Below are 13,353 nucleotides of genomic sequence, written 5' to 3' on the forward strand. Positions count from 1 at the left end.
GGAGAGAGGAAGGTATGGTAGAGCCCTGGATTTCTGTAGATCGTATTTATAAGAGTTATTGCAATACCGAAGGTCAAGGTCATATGGTATTGCATGGGATTTCCTTGCAGGTATTTCCAGACGAGCTCTTAGTGATTTTAGGTAAATCTGGGACTGGGAAAAGTGTCCTTCTTCGTCATATTATGGGATTAGAGATTCCTGATTCTGGAGAGGTACGTTATGCCAAGGAACTTACTCATAAAGGACGTTTAAAAGATCTCACCATTGGTATGGTATTTCAGGGTGGCGCCCTTTTTGATTTTCTTTCTGTGAGAGAAAATGTGGCTTTCGGTCTTCATGCATATAATGAACGTCATAAGATATTTTCTAAAGGTGAGATAAACGCTAAAGTAGATCAAGCTTTAGAGAACGTAGGATTAAGTTATGCTTCGGAGTTTATGCCAAACAAGTTGTCGGGAGGCATGGTCAAGCGTGTCGCTTTAGCACGTTCTTTGATTTATTCTCCTAAACTTGTTCTTTATGACGAGCCTACAGCAGGATTAGATCCCATGACGAGTCGGGAAATGACTCATCTGATTTTCCGTTTGCGTAAGGAACAGGGAATCGGAGGAATTGTTATTACTCACGATATAGCATTAGCATTAACTCTTGCAGATCGTATCGCTATTCATCATGAAGGAACAATTCCCCATATCTATACAAAGGAAGAGTTTATACAGACAAAGGATGTGCTGGCAAAGCAATTTCTTGCTAGTCAATGTAACATGCCGATTAAGGAGGGCTAGTGTCTAAAGAAGATCGTAAATCAATATTTTTTGGATTATTTCTTTGTGTGGGGATGTTAGGTTTGTTTTCTGTAATGCTATTTACTCCTAAAAGTCGCGGAGATGGCAAGCAAGAAATCCATGTAGCTTTTACTCATCTTAGTGGTGTGAGCAAGGGAATGAATGTTTGTCTTGCAGGGAAGATAATTGGTTCCGTAGCTTCTGTACAAAACATTATGGATAGAGGGATCTCTGGAAAGTCTGGAGAGCTTTATTGTTATGAATTGGTATTAAAAATCGATTCAGGAGTTTCTCTATATAAAGATGATACTTTTGCTATGTATTCCCCCAAAATCATAGGAGAGTCTATTGTAAACATTATTCCTGGGAAGACAAGAGGAGAGTATAATCGTCTTTATACTCAGGATTTAGTTTACGGACATAATATTGATCCTATTGAGAAATTGATACAATTTGTTGATAAAGCGGATAAGGCATTAGGGAAACTAGAAGCTGAAACTGTGAATCTCTATTCTAAAATATCAACTTTACTCGATGAAGAAAAAGATTCTTCGTTAGTGAAACAGGCTCGATTAGCAACAGAATCTATACACAAGAGCGCTAATAGATTAGCGGATTGTTTAGATAGTGCACGTATCGGACGTATCGATGGGTTAATGGAAGATTGTAAGGATATTACTGCTGCTGTTAAAGATTACGGATTACTATATCAGTACAACTCGCAATGGAAAAAACAGCAGAGAGTAAAAGATAAGAAAAAACAGAATTGTGAGCAGCAAGGAATCGCTTTGGAAAATAGGTAGATTTTTTGTTTTTTCTATGCAATGAAGAAAATGTTTCAGCCGAGTGTTAGGGCTATTTTATGGATAAGATATCGGATGCGGTAAGCGAGGCTCTAGAAAAAGCTTTTGAGCTCGCTAAATCAGCAAAAAATCCTTACGTAAGTGAAAACCATTTCCTCAAATGTCTTTTAGAGAATACGGAATCGCTATTTTATTTGATAATTAAGGATATTCACAGCAATCCCAAATTACTTATTTCTGCAGTAGATGAAGCGCTTTCTTTAGAACCTTCAGTTGTTGAAGGAGACGCAATGCCTAAGCCTTCACCAGGACTGCAAAGTCTACTATTAGATGCGAAGCATGAGGCTAAAGATCTCGGAGATGAATACCTTTCTGGAGATCATATGTTATTAGCTTTTTGGAAATCCAACAAGGAGCCTTTCGCTTCTTGGAAAAAAACGGTAAAAATATCCTTAGACGATCTTAAAAAACTCATTATTAATATAAGGCGTGGCAATCGTATGGACTCTCCTAGCGCGGAAAATAATCTTCGGGGCCTAGAAAAGTATTGTAAGAATCTAACTTCATTAGCGAAAGAAGGAAAGTTAGATCCTGTGATTGGTAGAGATGAAGAAATTCGTCGTACTGTTCAAGTGTTATCGCGAAGAACTAAGAATAACCCCATGCTTATAGGTGAACCAGGAGTAGGAAAGACAGCAATTGCTGAGGGATTGGCTCTGCGTATTGTTCAGGGGGATATACCAGAAAGCTTAAAAGGCAAACAGCTTTATGTTTTAGATATGGGGGCGTTAATTGCAGGAGCAAAATATCGCGGGGAATTCGAAGAACGATTAAAAAGTGTTCTTAAAGATGTAGAATCTGTTGATGGCGAGAGTATTTTATTTATTGATGAAGTGCATACTCTTGTGGGCGCTGGTGCTACTGACGGAGCTATGGATGCTGCAAATTTATTAAAGCCTGCTTTAGCACGTGGCACCCTGCATTGCATTGGTGCCACAACTCTTAATGAATATCAGAAGTATATTGAGAAAGATGCTGCCTTAGAAAGGCGTTTCCAACCTATTTTTGTAACAGAGCCTTCTTTAGAAGACGCGGTGTTCATTCTTCGCGGTCTTCGTGAGAAGTATGAAATTTTCCATGGCGTACGTATTACTGAGGGAGCATTAAATGCTGCTGTCCTTCTCTCCTATAGATATATCCCAGATCGTTTTCTTCCCGATAAGGCAATTGACTTAATAGACGAAGCCGCAAGTTTGATTCGTATGCAAATTGGTAGTCTACCCCTGCCAATTGATGAGAAAGAACGAGAACTTGCGGCTTTGATTGTTAAGCAAGAAGCTATAAAGCGTGAAAAAGCTCCGTCATATCAAGAAGAAGCTGAGGCTATGCAACAGTCTATAGAGCAACTTAAAGAAGAGCTCGCAGCTTTACGATTGCGTTGGGATGAGGAAAAGAAACTCATTGCAGGTCTTAAAGAAAAGAAAAATTCTTTAGAAAATATGAAATTTTCTGAAGAAGAAGCTGAACGTGTTGCGGACTACAATCGTGTTGCGGAGCTACGTTATAGCTTAATTCCCGCTCTTGAAGAAGAAATACGCCAAGATGAGGAAGCTTTAAATCAAAGAGATAATCGTTTGCTTCAAGAAGAGGTGGATGAACGTCTTATTGCTCAAGTAGTGGCAAATTGGACAGGAATTCCTATTCAAAAGATGTTAGAAGGTGAAGCTGAAAAACTTCTTGTTTTGGAAGAATCTTTGGAGGAGCGTGTTGTAGGTCAGCCATTTGCCATTGCAGCAGTTAGTGATTCTATACGCGCTGCACGTGTAGGACTTAGTGATCCGCAACGTCCTTTAGGAGTGTTCTTATTTTTAGGACCTACAGGAGTAGGAAAAACAGAGCTTGCCAAGGCTCTAGCTGATCTTTTGTTTAATAAAGAAGAAGCTATGGTGCGTTTCGATATGACTGAATATATGGAAAAGCATTCCGTATCTAAATTGATAGGATCTCCTCCAGGTTATGTGGGTTATGAAGAAGGAGGAAGTCTTTCTGAAGCTTTACGCCGACGCCCTTATTCCGTAGTGCTTTTCGATGAAATCGAAAAAGCAGATAAGGAAGTCTTTAATATTCTCCTACAAATTTTTGATGAAGGAATTCTTACAGATAGTAAGAAGCGTAAGGTAAACTGTAAAAACGCTTTATTTATTATGACTTCAAACATAGGTTCTCAAGAACTTGCTGATTACTGTGCGAAAAAAGGGAGTGAGGTAAGTAAGGAAACCGTATTATCCGTAGTTGCTCCCACATTAAAAAAATACTTCAGCCCAGAGTTCATCAACCGTATTGACGATATCCTACCTTTTGTTCCTTTAAATACCGAAGATATTGTTAAAATAGTCGGTATTCAAATGCGTAGGGTTGCACAACGTTTATTGGAAAGACGGGTAACGTTAACTTGGGATGATTCTGTGATCCTTTATTTAAGTGAGCAGGGTTATGATAGTTCTTTTGGGGCGCGGCCTTTAAAACGGCTAATTCAACAAAAAGTAGTTACGCTATTATCAAAAGCTTTGCTTAAAGGTGATATCAAATCTGATACTTCTATAGAGCTTACGATGTCTAAAGACGTCTTGCTATTCAAAAAAGTAGAAGGTTAGTTTTTTAAAGTAATCGCTATTTATTTCTTGTTTTAGATCCTCTCTCATATGATAGAGGGTCTTTTTCTTTATAAGATCAGCATTGTTAGAGGGCCTGAATAGGCCCTGCCCCGTGGTGGTGGGCAGGGGAGGTGGAGGTGAGTTAGAACTGGATTTTAGATCCGAGGTCTATATTGTAGGTTCTAGAAGAGCCTCTGAGCTCGAAACCGAACTGACTAAAGACTTCAAAGTTTGGGCTGAAAGATAAGTAATTTCCAGCTCTTACAATGAAGGCTTGTCTAGCTAAGTTTGTTGCTTTAGTTAACCAAACAGCTGTTGTTGGGCTAACTAATAGAGAGGTTGTACAATCAGGATTGCTTCTTGCAATATCTGGAGAGTAGGCCAGAGTTAGGTTGTAAGAAGCACTATCGTTTGCGGAGAATCTCTCAAACTTCACGCCGATGGGCATAGCAATGTTTGTGAGATTACTGCTCTCAAAGTATCTTCCTTCACTACTGCTGTTTTCTTTAAAGTCCTCTTGGTGAGCATGAACAAGCTGGAACTTCAAGAATGGAGAATACATATCGAATAGGGTAGAGTATTGAGACTCGATAGGCACAACAGCGCCAAGTTCCACTCCGAAACAATCGTTGCCCCAATCACCCTTGATCTCTGAGTAGACGACATTTTGCGGAGCGTATTTCGTAGTCATATTAGTCTTCATATCGTTAGAAGTATGACTATAGGTGAGTTGTGCATTAAGAACTAAAGGAGCTTGAGCACCGATAGTATTTTGTAGCAGTCTATCCCAAGGGCTCCAGAATGAGGTATGTTGGTAGTAAATAGATCCTGCATAAATGTTAGAAGAGTTTTTCGAAACAAGATAGTCCTTGTCTTTTCCAAAGAGTTGGCAAAAAGCAGCACTGAAGATATCTTCGGAAGGCGTTTGAGCAAAGGCTCCTAACAAGTATCCTACACTATTGTGACGGAACTTGCGTTTTGTTTCTGTCCCACTTTTGTGTAAGAAGTTAGCCAATCCTGATACCCAGAAGCCTCTCTGATAGTCAGCACCATTAACGCTAACATCCATAAGATTCTGAATAGCGCGTACATCCGAGAAGGATCCCCATAATGTATTAGGAACTAATGGACCTTGACGTTCTGGATTAGGGAGATAGCCAGTTTGTTTCCAGTCCAGGGTAGCTGTTTGTGTGGCAGTGGTTGATCCTTGTTTCCAAGTTGTTGTCCAGTCCCCTTGATAACCATAATGGGCGGGTGGGACATAGTTAGTTAGATTGGTTGTTGGTTTTGTGGCTGTTCCATTGCCATTAGCTTTAGCTTCTATTGCTGAAAAGGATTGTGTTGTGGAGAAAACAGGATATTCGTAGCCGTTCCCGTCGGAATCGACTAGATTAATAGATTGGATTGTAACATTTTTGTCGGTTGTGCCAGCTGAGATTTGAGCTGGTGAAGGAATACCCCCCCCCCCCCCAATGAGGCAACGTTAATGGCTAAATCTGTTAAGGTAATAACATCTCCGTCTGTGGACGGGGTTTGTAATGTAGTGCCTAGATCCATCACAACAGAACCACCCGTTTGTTCTAAGGATTTCGCTTCTACTGCTACACCATCTTTAAGAACTAATGAACCAGAGCCTAATTTGACTGTTTGCTTGAATGTAGATTTGAGGTTGTCTGCGACTTTTCTTTCTTCTTCTGTGAGTTTTTCTCCAGAGAAAACAATTTTACCTGAATATGTTGTAGATCCATCAGTCTTATTAATTTCTATAGTAGAAGCGGTGTCTCCGGAATTTGAAATTGGATCATAGAAGAATACGCCAAAACCTTCTTTGGCATTTAATTTCATGAACTTTCCACTGGAGTCTATATTGATAGCATTTCTTTTCGTTGTAGGTTGTGCAACAGAAGTTACGACAGTATTCCCATTAAATATGATATCTCCTAATTTAGCTTCTAGATTAAGTTCCCCAGAACTCGCTATAGATATTGCTCCACCTTTTGGGTTTGCATTTTTAGAAGCAGAATTGTTGAAAAATACTATAGGAGCTCCCGAAGAAATCGTAAGCTTTTTTGCATAGATAGCTCCTCCTTCATCTTTGGAAGTATTGCCTTCGAAGATTATTTTCTGATTGTTTTCTAACTTTAAATCCCCATCACTACAGTAAATAGCCCCGCCTTTCTTATCAGATGCATTTTCTATGAAACTTGCTAATCCTGATGAGTTTTTTAAATTTAAAGTTTTACAACTAAGTGCGCCACCGTTCTCTGTTGAGCAATTTCTCTTGAAAAGCAACATAGTATTGTTATCAAAATTAATTGTTCCTGTTGACTTAACAGCGCCCTGGCCTTTATTTTCCGGAGGGCAGAAAGAACATGAAAACAATGAGAATCCAGTTATTGCTAATGTTTTATCGGCTTCTACATTAATGGCAGCTGGTTTAGCTGTCGTATTGATATTATCAAAGCAAAGGGTATACCCCTTTCCTGTAAAAGTTAAATCTCCGGTAGTGTCTGAAAAACAGCTATTTGATAGAGGTTGTCCTTGCCCTGCATACGCAATACAAATATCTCCTTCACAATTATAAATTGTTCCGTTTGCGTCGTTGCTTACTTTAGGAGTAAAGGTAGAATTTCCTGCAGTATTGCCATTATAACTATTAGAGGAATTCAGAGTTTCTTCCTTTGCAGCTGCGAAGCTCAAGGAGGTCGAGGCCATCAACCCCGAAGATATTAAGAACCAGTAAACTGGATGTTTCATGTTTTCATGCTCTGGGTGAATTGAGATAGCGTTAACCGATCACAAAAATAATTAAAAGTCAAGGGGGTTGGCTCTGCTTTCATGAGATGACAACCTCATGAGTGTGTATTTATCATTGAAAAGATAGAGAGCCTTTCGGAAGATCTTGAAAATAGGAATTATCTAATATTTCTTTTCATGATCTATTGTTAAGTTAGGCATTTAACAAATAAAGAATCAAAATATCAGCAATAGTCTGGTATAGTTATTGTGTTAGTTTGAATATCGGGTTAAAGATACCTAGGAAAGAACGTTTATGATGCCAAGGTTGCTTTGCGCTTTTCTTGTATTTATCATTGGTATAGAAGGATTTGGGGCAAAGATATTTTGTGAAGGTATAGCTGGTTCAAAAAATAAACATGAGGACTTTTGGAATCTTGATCCTTATTGTTTGGAGAGTTTATGTGCGTATTTTATAACACATGGCGATCATCAAAGTAGACAGAAGCTGGCGAATTTTTTCCCTCAATTAATCACTGATGAGTTGACCACTCTATCTAACTGCATTTTATTATCTAAAAATCCTGATTATGTTTTCTCATCTGAAGATATTTCGGTTATGAAAAAACTATCTCTTCCAGGGGTTGTCTTTTTATGTAATTCTGATGGTAATAGCCCTCCTGAAAAAGATCTTGCCCGGGCTTTAGTTCTTGCTGAGTTTCCTGGAGAAGAGGAGATATGTAAGGCAGAGCATTATACCCGTTATCTAGATATTCTGGCATTACGTGCGTATATTGAACGGCAAAGGTACTTGGATAAGGAACATTGTGCTTTAGGATCAGACGCCTATCACAGAGCAACGATAGAAGCTTTGAATACGATTCTTTTTTATGAAGAAGGGATTCGTTATCCATCAAAAAATGAAATGTTTTCTGATGAATTTTCTTTCTTATCTTCAGTTGCGGATAGAAAATTTGGAGTCTGCTTAGGCGTGTCTTCCTTATATTTGTCTTTGTCTCAACGCTTGGAGCTTCCTTTAGAATCTGTCACACCTCCAGGCCACATCTATTTGAGATACGGTGGAGGGAAAATCAATATCGAAACTACCGCTGGGGGCAGGCATCTCCCTACGGAGCAATACTGTGAATGTTTGAATATTGATGAATTAAAGGTGCGTTCCGCAAAAGATCTGATAGGATTAACATTTATCAACCAGGGGTCTTTTGCTTTGCAAAAGCAACAATATCATGAAGCTGATCTCGCTTACGAAAGAGCTAAAGAATATATAGATGACGATGAACTTCAAGAACTTCTGGGTGTTGTAAAAATCCTAAAAGGCCAGAAGAAGGCGGGAGAGATTCTTCTTAAGGGGTCTTCTCAAGCGCAATCTGTCGGGTCGGTAGCTTATGATTATTTGCAGGGCAATATTGATAAAGCAACCTTAAAATTGTTGTTTACTCACCCAGGATCTACCTATGATGAGGTCGTTTCGTATCAAGAAGCATTAAAGAAAGCTATACAGCGTTCTCCGAAATGTTGCGAATCTCGCCGTAGACTTGCTTCTGTATTACTACATCTTGGGAAAACAGCGGAAGGTGTAGTTCTTTTAGAGCAGTGTGCTAAAGAGTCTGCTGATGATATCGCTCTACATTTGAAATTATCCAAGGTTCTTTGTGACCGTCATGATTATGAAAAAGCTCAAAAATATTTTTTAATAGCGCAAAAAAATCTAGAGGAGAAGGGGCTACAATATGAAGATGAAAGATCCTTCACTCTATACCATGAAATCCGTAAAAAAATATTTTTAATAGCGCCTTAATATTAATATTTTGATTTATTGAGATTAATATTAATTCACTATATACTTAATTATCTTTTTATTTGTGAATCACGTGTTTATGAGTACTAATATAGATAGGACGGTGACTCCTGTTCAAATGTCTACCCAGCAGATCCGTACTAGATGTGATAATCTTACATTAGAAATGAATAGAGTTCGGGTTGTCCCTACATGTAGGCTCGTTATTGAGATTGCAACCGCTATTTTAGGAGCCGCGTGCTTTGCTTTAGCCGTTGCTCTTGCTACCGGACTTTTGATTGTCAGCTGTAGTATATGGCTAGTCCCTACAGGATTTGCTTTAGGCTCAGCTTTGTTAACCTTTGCGATTACATCAGCGCTTTTGAGACAGGGAGAATTAAAGCTCGAAAGAAGTTGGAGAAGTCATGCAATGCGTTGGAACTATTTCGCAAATGATTTACAACACGTTATTGAAACCGCGAAACATAAAAGAAGCCGAGGGTCAGCTTCTTTGTCCTCCTCTGAAAGTGTACATTCTTGTTAAATAGCTAGTTAATTTTTTTATTGGCGCATATTTATCTGCCCAGCTTAAGATATTTCGCAAGAATTTTATTAATCAATGTTTTAGGTATTTTATGTCTTGTAAACAAGTTATGTCAGACATACGCGACGGCTTGGGTTTTAATGGTTTTAGCTCAAAGCATCTTGTGAAACAGAAACTATCTGTGAATATTACTCGGGTTATTATGACACTTGTGACCCTGCTTCTTGGTTTCGGTGCTTTAATTTGTGGTATTGGTACATGCACAGCGGCATCCTTTATGGCCATGTCATTAGCTGGTGGAGCCGCTATAGCTTTAGGATTAGTTATGCTAATGTTGGCATGTTACTGGAGTTATGGTGTATTCGCTAGTTTTCAGGCTAGAAAAGCCCCACTACCTGGAACTATCCAACACGTCTAATACGGCCTTAGACTGTAAATCTGTTATTTAAGATATCTTTAGATAAATAGCTTAAATTTGTGATAACCGTTCTGTAATCTTTAAGGTTATAGAGCGGTTTTTTTATTAGAAGTTCCCGTTTGTACGTAGTTCTTGATGTATATAAATATAAGAAACATGCTCTTAGATATGTGTGAGTGGAATATATCTATTTAATAAGCAATCTCCTCTTTGTCATTATCTTTTAAAATTGCCCTCTCAAGTTGATTTCAATTATGTAAGGGATGTGAGCGATTTCTGTTTTTATGTACTTAAAAATCAGCATCCTATATCGTTCTTCTCAAATTAAAAAAATAGGAGATAATCATGAGCTGTATGGCAAATGTAAAAGAGGTTTGTAGTGGATTAGGAAAAGTTGATTTTTCTAAGGAAGCTATTCCTGCGTTTAAGAAAAAAGAACACCTATGCGCAAGTATAACTAGAGTTGTTCTTTGTGCTTTAGTAGCTATTATGGCAATTGCATCAATTATAGTCGGTTGTATTTGTTGCGCTGCTGGTGGAACATCTCTATACTGTGGTTTGCTTACTATTGCCTTGTCTCTACTTGGTGTTTCTTGGGCTGCTATTGTCTTAAGACGTATGTTTGATAAAAAATCATAAGAGATTTTCATGTGTTTTTAAGCAAATACAAAATAGACTTAAATGGATTGCGAAATTATTCATTTTGAAAAAGTCATGTCTCCTTATGATGCAGGTGAGATTAATGTTTCTTTAAGGTCTCTTTAATCTTATAGATTGGAATTTTCCTGTTTTAACATTAATCCTTTCCTGTGTGATAGCTTGTTCTTAATGAAAACTATTTCCTAAGAATAGGTTCTAAGGGATCTTTTAATGATATCATATAGAAGATCCTAGCCTTTCATAAATTTAGTAGCATTTATGTCCTGTGTTTCTGGATATAGGCGATTTTTTATGAAATAAGAAACATAAGTTTATTTTGATGTAGAGCATCTAAATAAAAAAGTCTTGCAGTGGGATTATCTTCTGCAAGATTATTTCTTTTTGGTGATTTTCAATCAGAGAGGAATCTCTGATTGAATATTTGAATTCTGTTTATATAATCTGTAAGCTGTCTCTAGATACTTATGCAAATAGAGGGGTTTTGATGCCTTTTATTGAGAATGTAAAAGATGTTTTTGGTGGTTTAGGACGCTGTGATCTATCTGTAGAAAAAATCCCTGCTTTTCGAGCAGAGCGTAAATGTGTGGATATTAGCAGAGCTATTGTTACTTTTATTGGAGCTATATTTGCTATTGCTATTTTAGTCCTTGGAGTTACAACTTTGAATTTATGTTGTCCAACTTCAGCATTGGCAGGTGGATGCGCGATTGTACTAGGCATCCTCTTTTTATCTTGGGTTGTGATAATGATTCTTCGTTTATGTGGTGTTGGCAAAATAATTAAAGAACCCCTAGCAAGGACTCTTGTTACAGAAGAACCTGCAAATACTAGTCAATCCATTATCAATGAGTAGACTGTAGTATTTTTCTAATGCTAATGATATTAGAACGTAACTAACTGTAGTTAAGAGAAAGTTGTAAATAAGAAATCTGATAGTGTTTCATTTATTCTTTAAACAAAGAAGGACTTTAGGGAAATCTTCCCTGGGTCCTTTTTTGTTATTCTTGTATATTGCAATCATCCCTTTCCCTTACTATAGTTAGCTCAATATAAGCTGAAGATAGAAAATCTCAAAAAGGCAAGGAGTTTGCCCCATGGAAGGCGAGCAAGATATAGGAGTTGAGTTTTTAGGTGACTATAAGATTCTCTGTTATTTGCGAAAGGGCTTGTGGTGCCAAGATATTCTTGCCGAGCATCGTTTTATAAAAAAACGGTACATTTTAAAATTGCTTCATCTCGAGCTTTCCTCATCTGAAGTATTTATGAATGCTTTTCATGAAGCTATTATTAAATTGGCAACAATAAGACATCCTGGGATTATCTCTATAGAGAATGTTTCGCAAGCAGATGGTCAGTATTTTTTAGTAACTGAAGAGAAAGAAGTCCCCACCCTATCTTTAGCACAATATATTTCTAGTTGTCCTCAAGGGTTATCAGAACTAGAAGTTCAGGATCTTGCCAGTCAGCTTTCTGAAATTTTAGACTATGCTCACTCGAATGGATTAATTCACGGCGGTTTAAGTTTAGATTCTGTACATATAGATCTTTCTAGACAATCCCCAAAGGTATTTCTTCCGGAGCTGGGATTTTCGTTTTTGCTTAAGGATCAATATACTCAGCATCTTTTAACAGTTTCTTCTGAGAAATCTTCTTTTGATAAGTTAAAGCAGATACTTTTGTTTCAAGCTCCAGAAAGCACTTCGGGTACTATTGCTGAAGATGTCTATGCATTCGGAGTGATTATATATTTTCTTTTATTCCGACAGCTTCCCCAAGGAGTATTTCCTTTATCTTCCGAAGCTTTTCCTGATTATATTTATGATTGGGATCGATTAGTTCAATCTTGTTTAAGTTATGCGATAGAGAAAAGACCTAAGAAGTTGGCTCCTTTAATTGTGAAAAAGACGTTGGGAGAACAATTCTTTACTGCTAAGACGCAATGTAAAGAAGAAGATTTAAGAGAGATAAAAGAAGATCCTCAAATTCCGAGTGTAGCAAATATTTTGCAGGAGGGTGGAAATCAAGTAATTGAAGAAGTTGCTGATCATTTGGAATTTGTGCTTGTAGAAGCGAAATCTATAGACGAAGCTATGAATACTTCTGTAGATTCTACAGAAGAGATTATTAGGGAAGATGAAAGTTATTCTAACGCTCTACAGTCATTATTAATACGTGAGCCGGTTGTTAGCCGTTATGTAGAAGAAGACAAAGAGGAAGTAAAGCCTCAGCCTTTATTTACAGAAATGGTGTTTATCGAAGGCGGAGAATTTACACGAGGAAGTCGTGAAGGACAACGCGATGAACATCCTATACACGAGATTTTCTTGCAGAGCTTTTTCTTAGATATCCATCCAGTCACGAATGAGCAGTTTGTTCGTTACTTAGAATGTTCAGGGAGCGAACAAGATAAGTATTATAATGAGCTTATTCGTCTTAAGGATTCACGAATACAACGTCGTTCTGGCAAGCTTGTTATAGAACCTGGTTATGCTAAACATCCTGTTGTTGGTGTTACATGGTACGGAGCTTCAGGTTATGCCGCTTGGGTGGGGAAACGACTTCCTACAGAAGCTGAATGGGAAATTGCTGCTTGTGGAGGAGTGACGCAGCTGCGTTATCCTTGTGGTGAAGAAATAGATAAAAGTCAGGCAAACTTCTTTAGCTCGGATACAACGGCAGTGATGAGCTATCCTGCGAATCCTTATGGACTGTACGATATGGCAGGAAATGTATATGAGTGGTGTGAAGATTGGTACGGCTATGATTTCTATGAAATCTCTGCTCAAGAATCACATATTCCTCAAGGCCCTGCTCAAGGTGTATATCGCGTATTGAGAGGGGGATGTTGGAAGAGCTTAAAAGACGATCTTCGTTGTGCTCATCGTCATCGCAATAATCCTGGCGCGGTAAATAGTACTTATGGTTTCCGCTGTGCAAAAGGAGTTAAGTAAACAC

At 38.1% G+C, this 13,353-nt stretch carries 11 protein-coding genes and 1 pseudogene; 9 read left to right on the plus strand and 3 right to left on the minus strand.

The features are described from left to right. The first annotated feature begins 14 nt into the window (after window positions 1-14). From O1W70_RS05040 to O1W70_RS05050, 3 genes are read left to right on the plus strand one after another with little or no spacing between them, the layout of a single operon-like run. Window positions 15-785: an ABC transporter ATP-binding protein gene (locus tag O1W70_RS05040; protein ID WP_213241120.1), complete on the plus strand. Its 771-nt coding sequence runs from the start codon at window positions 15-17 to the stop codon at window positions 783-785. Continuing rightward, a complete protein-coding gene (locus tag O1W70_RS05045) occupies window positions 785-1,588 on the plus strand; it encodes an MlaD family protein (protein WP_213241118.1) in 804 nt (267 codons plus the stop codon). Before O1W70_RS05040 ends, O1W70_RS05045 begins: the two co-directional genes overlap by 1 nt. A gap of 59 nt (window positions 1,589-1,647) precedes the next feature. Beyond that, on the plus strand, window positions 1,648-4,242 hold the full coding sequence (locus O1W70_RS05050) for an ATP-dependent Clp protease ATP-binding subunit (protein ID WP_213241115.1): 2,595 nt from the start codon (window positions 1,648-1,650) through the stop codon (window positions 4,240-4,242). Between the two features lie 142 nt (window positions 4,243-4,384). On the opposite strand, the gene O1W70_RS05055 is transcribed toward O1W70_RS05050, so the two are convergent. From O1W70_RS05055 to O1W70_RS05065, 3 genes and pseudogenes are all read right to left on the minus strand, one after another. Further along, window positions 4,385-5,311, minus strand: coding sequence for an autotransporter outer membrane beta-barrel domain-containing protein (locus O1W70_RS05055; RefSeq protein WP_332381504.1), 927 nt, complete (start codon window positions 5,309-5,311; stop codon window positions 4,385-4,387). A 156-nt stretch (window positions 5,312-5,467) separates the two neighbouring features. Next, window positions 5,468-5,716 (minus strand): annotated as a pseudogene (locus tag O1W70_RS05060) (autotransporter domain-containing protein); the annotation flags it as partial. Continuing rightward, window positions 5,629-6,999 carry a chemotaxis protein gene (locus O1W70_RS05065; RefSeq protein WP_332381503.1) on the minus strand — a complete coding sequence of 457 codons (1,371 nt, stop codon included), beginning with the start codon at window positions 6,997-6,999 and terminating at the stop codon, window positions 5,629-5,631. The pseudogene O1W70_RS05060 and the gene O1W70_RS05065, both read right to left, overlap by 88 nt. A 295-nt stretch (window positions 7,000-7,294) precedes the next feature. Between O1W70_RS05065 and O1W70_RS05070 the strand changes: the two genes are divergently transcribed. The 6 genes from O1W70_RS05070 (at window position 7,295) to O1W70_RS05095 (ending at window position 13,349) form a co-directional block, all read left to right on the plus strand. Further along, the gene (locus O1W70_RS05070) at window positions 7,295-8,797 is read left to right on the plus strand and encodes a transglutaminase family protein (RefSeq protein WP_213241113.1); all 1,503 of its coding nucleotides are present in this window, start codon (window positions 7,295-7,297) and stop codon (window positions 8,795-8,797) included. 118 nt (window positions 8,798-8,915) lie between these two features. After that, window positions 8,916-9,320 (plus strand): hypothetical protein, encoded by a 405-nt coding sequence (locus O1W70_RS05075; RefSeq protein ID WP_375797326.1) that lies wholly within the window; start codon window positions 8,916-8,918, stop codon window positions 9,318-9,320. A gap of 91 nt (window positions 9,321-9,411) precedes the next feature. Continuing rightward, on the plus strand, window positions 9,412-9,738 hold the full coding sequence (locus O1W70_RS05080; RefSeq protein WP_332381501.1) for a hypothetical protein: 327 nt from the start codon (window positions 9,412-9,414) through the stop codon (window positions 9,736-9,738). Between the two features lie 345 nt (window positions 9,739-10,083). After that, a complete protein-coding gene (locus tag O1W70_RS05085) occupies window positions 10,084-10,377 on the plus strand; it encodes a hypothetical protein (protein WP_332381500.1) in 294 nt (97 codons plus the stop codon). 505 nt (window positions 10,378-10,882) lie between these two features. Further along, window positions 10,883-11,251, plus strand: a complete 369-nt coding sequence (locus tag O1W70_RS05090; RefSeq protein ID WP_332381499.1) for a hypothetical protein — start codon at window positions 10,883-10,885, stop codon at window positions 11,249-11,251. Between the two features lie 241 nt (window positions 11,252-11,492). After that, window positions 11,493-13,349 carry an SUMF1/EgtB/PvdO family nonheme iron enzyme gene (locus O1W70_RS05095; RefSeq protein WP_332381498.1) on the plus strand — a complete coding sequence of 619 codons (1,857 nt, stop codon included), beginning with the start codon at window positions 11,493-11,495 and terminating at the stop codon, window positions 13,347-13,349. Window positions 13,350-13,353 lie beyond the last annotated feature (4 nt).

It is taken from the genome of Chlamydia sp. 16-02 (assembly GCF_042235055.1).
In the GTDB taxonomy this organism is placed as follows: domain Bacteria; phylum Chlamydiota; class Chlamydiia; order Chlamydiales; family Chlamydiaceae; genus Chlamydia.

What these genes read in the sequence shown, in the direction of transcription:
- O1W70_RS05040 (WP_213241120.1), top strand. Translation starts at nt 15, where the DNA reads ATGGTAGAGCCCTGGATTTCTGTAGATCGTATTTATAAGAGTTATTGC.
- O1W70_RS05080 (WP_332381501.1), top strand. Translation starts at nt 9,412, where the DNA reads ATGTCTTGTAAACAAGTTATGTCAGACATACGCGACGGCTTGGGTTTT.
- O1W70_RS05095 (WP_332381498.1), top strand. Translation starts at nt 11,493, where the DNA reads ATGGAAGGCGAGCAAGATATAGGAGTTGAGTTTTTAGGTGACTATAAG.
- O1W70_RS05085 (WP_332381500.1), top strand. Translation starts at nt 10,084, where the DNA reads ATGAGCTGTATGGCAAATGTAAAAGAGGTTTGTAGTGGATTAGGAAAA.
- O1W70_RS05075 (WP_375797326.1), top strand. Translation starts at nt 8,916, where the DNA reads ATGTCTACCCAGCAGATCCGTACTAGATGTGATAATCTTACATTAGAA.
- O1W70_RS05065 (WP_332381503.1), bottom strand. Translation starts at nt 6,999, where the DNA reads ATGAAACATCCAGTTTACTGGTTCTTAATATCTTCGGGGTTGATGGCC.
- O1W70_RS05050 (WP_213241115.1), top strand. Translation starts at nt 1,648, where the DNA reads ATGGATAAGATATCGGATGCGGTAAGCGAGGCTCTAGAAAAAGCTTTT.
- O1W70_RS05055 (WP_332381504.1), bottom strand. Translation starts at nt 5,311, where the DNA reads ATGGATGTTAGCGTTAATGGTGCTGACTATCAGAGAGGCTTCTGGGTA.
- O1W70_RS05090 (WP_332381499.1), top strand. Translation starts at nt 10,883, where the DNA reads ATGCCTTTTATTGAGAATGTAAAAGATGTTTTTGGTGGTTTAGGACGC.
- O1W70_RS05070 (WP_213241113.1), top strand. Translation starts at nt 7,295, where the DNA reads ATGATGCCAAGGTTGCTTTGCGCTTTTCTTGTATTTATCATTGGTATA.